5 protein-coding genes are annotated in these 6,898 nt (G+C 59.5%); 3 read left to right on the forward strand and 2 right to left on the reverse strand.

The features are described 5' to 3' along the window. Positions 1-44: 44 nt before the first annotated feature. The 3 genes from AC24GY_RS27795 (at position 45) to AC24GY_RS27805 (ending at position 4,706) form a co-directional block, all read left to right on the forward strand. Positions 45-1,610 (forward strand): sensor histidine kinase, encoded by a 1,566-nt coding sequence (locus AC24GY_RS27795; RefSeq protein WP_422317076.1) that lies wholly within the window; start codon positions 45-47, stop codon positions 1,608-1,610. Next, on the forward strand, positions 1,588-4,173 hold the full coding sequence (locus AC24GY_RS27800) for a PAS domain S-box protein (protein ID WP_487689731.1): 2,586 nt from the start codon (positions 1,588-1,590) through the stop codon (positions 4,171-4,173). Before AC24GY_RS27795 ends, AC24GY_RS27800 begins: the two co-directional genes overlap by 23 nt. A 179-nt stretch (positions 4,174-4,352) precedes the next feature. Next, positions 4,353-4,706, forward strand: coding sequence for a cupin domain-containing protein (locus tag AC24GY_RS27805; RefSeq protein ID WP_487689734.1), 354 nt, complete (start codon positions 4,353-4,355; stop codon positions 4,704-4,706). Positions 4,707-4,863: 157 nt separating this feature from the next. Here AC24GY_RS27805 and AC24GY_RS27810 read toward each other — a convergent pair whose 3' ends face one another. Next, positions 4,864-4,989, reverse strand: coding sequence for a hypothetical protein (locus tag AC24GY_RS27810; RefSeq protein WP_422317082.1), 126 nt, complete (start codon positions 4,987-4,989; stop codon positions 4,864-4,866). Between the two features lie 11 nt (positions 4,990-5,000). Continuing rightward, positions 5,001-6,898, reverse strand: a 1,898-nt coding sequence (locus tag AC24GY_RS27815; RefSeq protein WP_487689736.1) for a hypothetical protein, incomplete at its 5' end; no start/stop codon positions are given.

A 6,898-nucleotide genomic window follows, 5' to 3' on the forward strand; every position in this document is an offset into this window, starting at 1 on the left:
GAAAAGGGGCTGCTTGCGAAGCACAACACGCAAGGAGGGGCAGCATGTACTCGATAGTCGGCCGCAAGAATTCGGAGCTGGCGGCAGTCGAGGAGGAGCGTACCGCGCGACTTTACCGCATTTCCCAGCGCCGCAATCACATCCTGACGGACCGCCTGTTTGCCAAGCTGATGGTGATGCAGTGGCTGGGCGGGATCGTCATCGCCATGTGGATTTCCCCCATGGCATGGAGTGGGTCCAAGATTCAGCCTCTGTGGCATGTCTGGGCGGCGATTTGTTTAGGTGGCGCGATCAGTGCTGCCCCTGTGCTGCTGGCTTGGCGGCGACCGGGGAGGGTGGTCACGCGCCATGTCATCGCGGTGGCGCAGATTCTGACCTCGGCGCTCCTGATCCATCTCACCGGCGGTCGCTTTGAGACTCACTTCCACATCTTTGGATCGCTGACCTTTCTCGCGTTTTATCGGGACTGGCGAGTGCTGGTGACGGCCACCCTCGTGGTGGTGGTGGACCATGTGGTGCGTGGGACGATGTGGCCGCAGTCCATCTTTGGCGTGGTGGATGCCGGCCAGTGGCGGTGGCTGGAGTACGTCGGGTGGGTGATGATTGAAGACGTCTTCCTGATGATCTCGATTCAGCAAAACCTGACCGAGACCTTGGAAGTGGCCAAACGACGCAGCAGGCTGGAGAGCATCAATGCGCAGATCGAAAACCAGGTTATCGAACGTACGGCGGAACTGACCGAGGCGCACAAGCAGCTGCTCAAGACATCGCGTCAGGCAGGCATGGCCGAAGTGGCGACGAATGTGCTGCACAATGTGGGCAACGTGCTCAACAGCGTGAATGTGTCTGCGGAGACGGTGGCCGGAAAAATACGGCACTTCAGGATCTCCAGTTTGAAAAATGTGGCCCAGCTGCTGCGTGAGCATGAGCACCACCTCCCGTTTTTTCTTACGCAGGACTCCCGTGGCAGAGAACTGCCCGGCTATCTGGTGCAGCTGGCGGACAATCTTGCTGAACCTCAGAAAGCGATCCTGGACGAGGTGCGGCATCTGCAAAACAACATCGAGCACATCAAGCAGATCGTCTCCATGCAGCAGAACCACGCACGCGTGGCGGGTGTCCTTGAAACACTCGACGTGGTGGAAATCATCGAAGACGCCATCAATATGACAAGCACCAGTCTTTCGCGTCACGGAGTTTCCCTGGTGCGTGAGTTTGAGGAGGTGCCGCCCGTCGTGGTGGACCGGCACAAAATGATGCCGATTTTGGTAAATCTGCTGAGCAATGCCACGCAGGCGCTCGCTCAGCAGGAAAATGCCAAAGAGATGAAGGTGCGAGTCGCGCTGAGTGGTGAAGACACCGTCCAGATCAAGGTCATCGACAATGGTGGTGGCATAGCGCCGGAAAACTTGACGCGGATTTTTCAACACGGATTCACCACCAAGAAAGACGGCCACGGATTCGGCCTGCACAGCGGCGCGCTGGCGGCCCGTGAAATGGGCGGAAAGCTCACGGCCGAGAGCGACGGCGTCGGCTGCGGCGCTGTTTTTACCCTGGAACTTCCCCTGTTGCCCTTAACCAAACAATATGATGAAAAAAACGACCGATAATCTCAACCGCCGAATTCTTGTCATCGATGACAACCTGGCCATCCATGACGATTTTCGGAAAATCCTAGGCGAGTCTGATTCTGAAGACGCCGCACTGCAGGCGGCCGAGGCCCGGATTTTTGGCGCTCCTGCGGCCATGCTCTTTGAGATCGACACCGCCTCGCAGGGAGAGGAAGGCCTGAAAATGGTGGAGAAGGCGCTGGCTGAGGGCCGCCCGTACGCCATGGCATTTGTGGATGTGCGCATGCCTCCCGGCTGGGACGGCATCGAAACTACGCAACGGATCTGGAAGGTCTGCCCAGATCTGCAGGTGGTGATCTGCACGGCGTTTTCGGATTGCTCATGGAATGACATGCAGGACCAGATCAATCCCCAGGACCGGCTGCTGGTGCTGAAGAAGCCTTTTGATACCATCGAGATCCTGCAAATGGCCAATGCGCTGACGCAGAAATGGCTGCGACTGCAGGAATCGAAGGTCGAGTTTGGCGATCTTCACCACATGGTGAGTGAACGCACCCGCGAGCTGGAGGAGTCACAAGCCGCAGCCGTCAGCATGATGGCGGATGCCGTGCGCCATCGTGAAAAAGCGGAGCAGGCCTACGAGGAGCTGAAACGCGAGATGGCTGAGCGGCGCATGCTTGAGGAAAAATTCCGCGAGCAGGCCTCCCTCCTCGACAAAGCGCAGGACGCCATCCTTGCGCATGATTTGGAACAACGCATCACTTACTGGAACAAGGGTGCCGAGCGGCTGTATGGCTGGAGCGCGCAGGAGGTCGCTGGCCGTCCGCTGGCCCAGCTGCTCTACAAAGATCCGGAGGCGTTTTACCGCGCCAGCGAGCAGGTTATTCAGACCGGCGAATGGGTGGGGGAACTGCAACAGATCGGCAAAGACGGCCGCGGTTTGGTGATCGTCGGTCACTGGACTCTTGTGCGCGATGCCGCAGGTCAGCCCAAGTCCGTGCTCGCCATCAACACCGACATCACCGGACGCAAAAAGACGGATGAAGCCCTGAAGATGCAGGGCCGGGTGCTGGAAAGCATGGCCGAAGGTGTGACCGTCTGCGATGAAGACGGGATCATTGTTTTCAGCAATGACTCCTGCAACACCATGTTTGGCTACAAGAGTGGAGAGCTGATCGGTCAGCACTACTCAGTGATCAAAAGCCTGCCGCAGGATGAAGGCCGGCGTGCCATGGATGAACTCTTCGGCGTCCTGCGTGAGAAGGGGGCCTGGATGGGGGAAATGAACTCCCGGAAAAAAGACGGCACTCCATTCATCACGCGCTCGCGCATCAGTGTGCTGGAAATGGATGGCGTGAGATCCTTCGTCGCCGTGGTGGAGGACATCACCGAGAAGAAAAACATGGAGGCGCAGTTCCTGCGCTCTCAGCGCATGGAAAGCGTGGGGCGGCTGTCCAGCGGCATCGCCCATGACATGAACAACATCCTGACGCCCATCTTCATCTCCTCCTTCATGCTGCGCCGCAAGCTGCCGCCGGAGGACTTTGAAAAAATGCTCGGCAACATCGAGACCAACGCCCAGCGCGGCGCGGATCTCATCAAGCAGTTGCTCACGGTGAACTGTGACATGAGCGGTCAGCGCCACGTGGTGGAGACCAGCCAGCTTGCCTCGGACATGATGAAGATCATGTCAGGCACCTTCCCCAAAAACATCACCCTTTCGGCCAGCACGCCCGAAGACGTCTGGCCAGTGATTGGAGATCCGACCCAGCTCCATCAGGTGCTGCTCAATCTCTGCGTCAACGCGCGTGACGCCATGCCCGCGGGCGGTGTCCTGACGCTCACCACGGAAAACACCCGGCTTGATGAAAACTTCGCCGCCATGAACGTGGATGCCATGCCCGGACCCTATGTGGTGATCCGCGTTTCCGACTCTGGAGATGGCATCCCGGCCGATGTCATTGACAAGATCTTTGATCCCTTCTTCACCACTAAAGAAACCGGCAAAGGCACCGGGCTGGGACTTTCCACCGTGATGGGCATCGTCAAAAGCCACCAGGGATTCGTCAATCTGCGCAGCCGTGTGGCAATGGGCAGTGTGTTTGAGATCTACCTGCCTGCCGCCCCGGATGCGGTGGCTGCCAGCAGCGCCGCCCCCGCCATGCAGGCCCCACGCGGCCAGGGAGAGCTGATTCTCGTCGTGGATGATGAAGAGGTCATCCGTGAAGTCGTGCAGAAGACCCTGTGCGCGCATGGTTACCGTGTCATCACCGCAGGAGACGGCACGGAAGCCATCGCCCAGTTCTCCCAGAACCGCGGAGAGGTCAAAGCCGTGCTCACCGACATCATGATGCCCTTCATGGATGGCGTCACTCTGTCGCGCACTTTGAAAAAGATGGACCCCAACATCCAGATCATCGCCACCAGCGGCATGGGCAGCGCCAAAGGCCGTCAGGACAAGGCCGCCGCGCTGGCGTCGCTCCAGATCAACACCTTCTTGAACAAGCCCTACTCGGCCAACGAAATCCTCACCGCCATCGGCGACCTGCTCGCGTCCGACCGCTCATCCCATGCGTGTTCGGAGCTCGGGCTGGTGGCCTGAGTTTTGAGAGAGGAAAGCCTGAAGATTGACCACGGAACACACGGAATACACGGAAGCCAGAATCTGGTTCCCGTGTCTTCCATGGTTGATCCCATCTGATTTACTCTGCGGCCATCTCATCCTGACGGAATGCAAATCCGTGTTTTCCAGTCTCCCTATTGAGGCTAAGAGTGCGCTGCATGACCCTCAATCAGCTTTCCCAGCAGACGCCTTTCACCACCAAGGACGGCAGCACCATTCGCAGCATCCTGGACCGCACCAACGCGCCGGTACAGAACCAAAGCCTCGCCGAGGCCACCGTTCCCGTGGGGCAGCCGACCGACCGCCACTACCACAAGCTCAGCGAAGAATTCTACTTCATCCTCGAAGGGCAGGGGACCATGGAGATCGACGGCGAAACCCGCGAGGTGGGTCCCGGAGATGCCATGCTCATTCCACCCAACGCGTGGCATCAGATCACGGCTTCACAGACACTGCGTTTCCTCTGCTGCTGCGCGCCGCCGTATGCGCATGAGGACGTGTTTTTCAAGTAAGGCTGACAACAAATTCAAAAAATCAAGTCGACCTTGTCCGTGATGAGTGGTTGTGAGGAATCCGGCACAGGAAAGCCATATGGAAGTGCTTTGGACAGGGCAAGCGACGTCATTGCAAGCACCTTGATCTTCTGAACAAGGCCGTGAACTTCGAACCTCATGGAACGGTGCCCGCATTGTCGCCAGAAGCGAAGGCGGAGATGAAGACCAGTGGATCAGCAGCCCAGGTGAGAGAAGATGACATGCAGAGAGAGCCGAAGAGGATTGAGAGAGTGTGCTTCATGGTGGGAGGTTCTATTTGCCAGTCAGCAGGAAGGCGAGCAGGTCGCGGAAGTCGTGGACGGTCATGGTGTTCTCCAAGCCGAAGAGCATCATCGAGAGGGGCGATGTGGTGTGACGTGTGATCTGAGCGGTGGGGATGCGTTGGCGGCCAGTGCCGAGGGCGTTGATCAGAGGGGAGCCATCGAGGCCAATGTGAACGAGCACGCCGGAGTAGGTGGTGCCGGACTTTGTTTCGACGATGTGATGCTCGTATTGCGGTGCGACTTCGCGTGAGGGATCGAGGATGGCTTCGATGAGTTTGGCGCGATCAAATGAGCGGGCGACGTTTGTCAGCTCCGGGCCGATGCTTGTGCCGCGTCCCTCTGCTTGATGACACATCGTGCAGCCAGTTTGCACGCTGTGGAACACGCGGCGGCCGGACTCGGCATCACCACCCACGGCCACAGCTTTGCGCCAGTCGGCGGGAGTGGCAGGACGCTTGGCTGCACTGGACGTGAGCGCAAACTGAAGCTGCTCGGCCAAGGCTGAAGATGTGTCGCTCAAAGAGGCGAGCTTGTCTTGCAATGCCATGCGCACTGGGGCTTCGCTCATCGCGAGACGCAGGGCGCGCGCGGTCTCCAACTGCACATGTGGTTCGCTGTCATTGAGCAATTCGGTCAGCGCGGGGAGTTGCGTCGCATCGCGTCGGGCGAGTGAGAGGATCGCATCGGCTCGCAGTGAGGACGTGAGTTTGGTGTCGAGTGCGAGCGACTTCAGCACACCTGGCACGTCGGCATGAGGACAGGCGGCGAGAGTGCGGATGGCTTCTTGTCGGAGTTTCGTGTCGCCGTTGCGTGCGAAGTGCAGCAGGCGCTCGGCGGTCTTCGCGTCGGTCAAAGTGGAGACGGTCGCTGCGGCCATCGCGTGAAGCGCGGCGGGTTGCTTGTCATCATAGAGAATGCTGGCGAGCAATTGCTGCCGCACGGGCACCGGGGGCTTGGTGAGCGCTGCTCTTGAGGCAGGCACCGAAGCGTCCGTGGCGAGCATTTCGGCGGAGGCGAGGTAAGCCTGGAACAAGGTCGGAGTCGGTTCCTGTGCGACGGCGCGGCTGAGATCATTTGCGAGCGCTTTGATGCCATCTTCACCTGCCCACCAGAGCGCGAGAAAACGCACACGCTCGTCTGGGTCGGACAAATGCTTGCGGATCAGCGGCACCGGATCTGCAACCTGACCACGCCACAGCGCGGACAATGCGCCGAGCCGCACGGCGGCATCCGCATCATCCGCAGCCTTCAATGCTGCATCGCGGTAGGCGGGCTTGGCCAGCGAAGTGATCGCGGCGGAGCGGATGAAGGGATCGGCATCAGTGAGCGCGGATTTGAGTTCATCAATCTGCTTCGGCGAATCAGCGGCGAGCAATCGTTGGAAGCGCAGCGCGGCGGCATTTGTCTCGGCGAGTGGCTGCTCGTGAGTTGGCGGCTCCACTTTCACACCCTTCTTCTCCGCGAGCCGCCAGATGCGGCCCTTGCCATGAACGGGATACGAGGTGCGGTCGGCCCAGTCGGTGACGTAGAGCGAGCCATCCGGCGCGGCGGCGAAATCCACGGGACAGAAGGCTTCGTTAAACTTCTTCTCGCCCACAACGAGATTTTCCTTCGTCGCGCTGAACGATCCGCCCAGCGGCTTCAGACGATACAGTTCGATGGTGGCATCGCCCCATGAAGCGACGAGCAGTGATCCCGCGTAGCCGGCTGGAAGCGCAAGTCGGTCGGTGGAAATGACACCGCAGGGCGCCTCGCCCGTGCCTTTGAGCATCGGCAGCGTGCCGGGTAGTTCTCCATCCCAACCATTAAAAACATGCGTGTCATCGTAGCGGCGCTTGTAGCCATAGTCGCCGCCGGGCACGACGTGAAGCAGGCGGCAGGGCGGAC

The organism is Prosthecobacter sp. Pr1 (assembly GCF_057652315.1).

Coding starts and splice junctions, on each gene's coding strand:
- AC24GY_RS27795 (WP_422317076.1), top strand. CDS start 45: ATGTACTCGATAGTCGGCCGCAAGAATTCGGAGCTGGCGGCAGTCGAG.
- AC24GY_RS27800 (WP_487689731.1), top strand. CDS start 1,588: ATGATGAAAAAAACGACCGATAATCTCAACCGCCGAATTCTTGTCATC.
- AC24GY_RS27805 (WP_487689734.1), top strand. CDS start 4,353: ATGACCCTCAATCAGCTTTCCCAGCAGACGCCTTTCACCACCAAGGAC.
- AC24GY_RS27810 (WP_422317082.1), bottom strand. CDS start 4,989: ATGAAGCACACTCTCTCAATCCTCTTCGGCTCTCTCTGCATGTCATCT.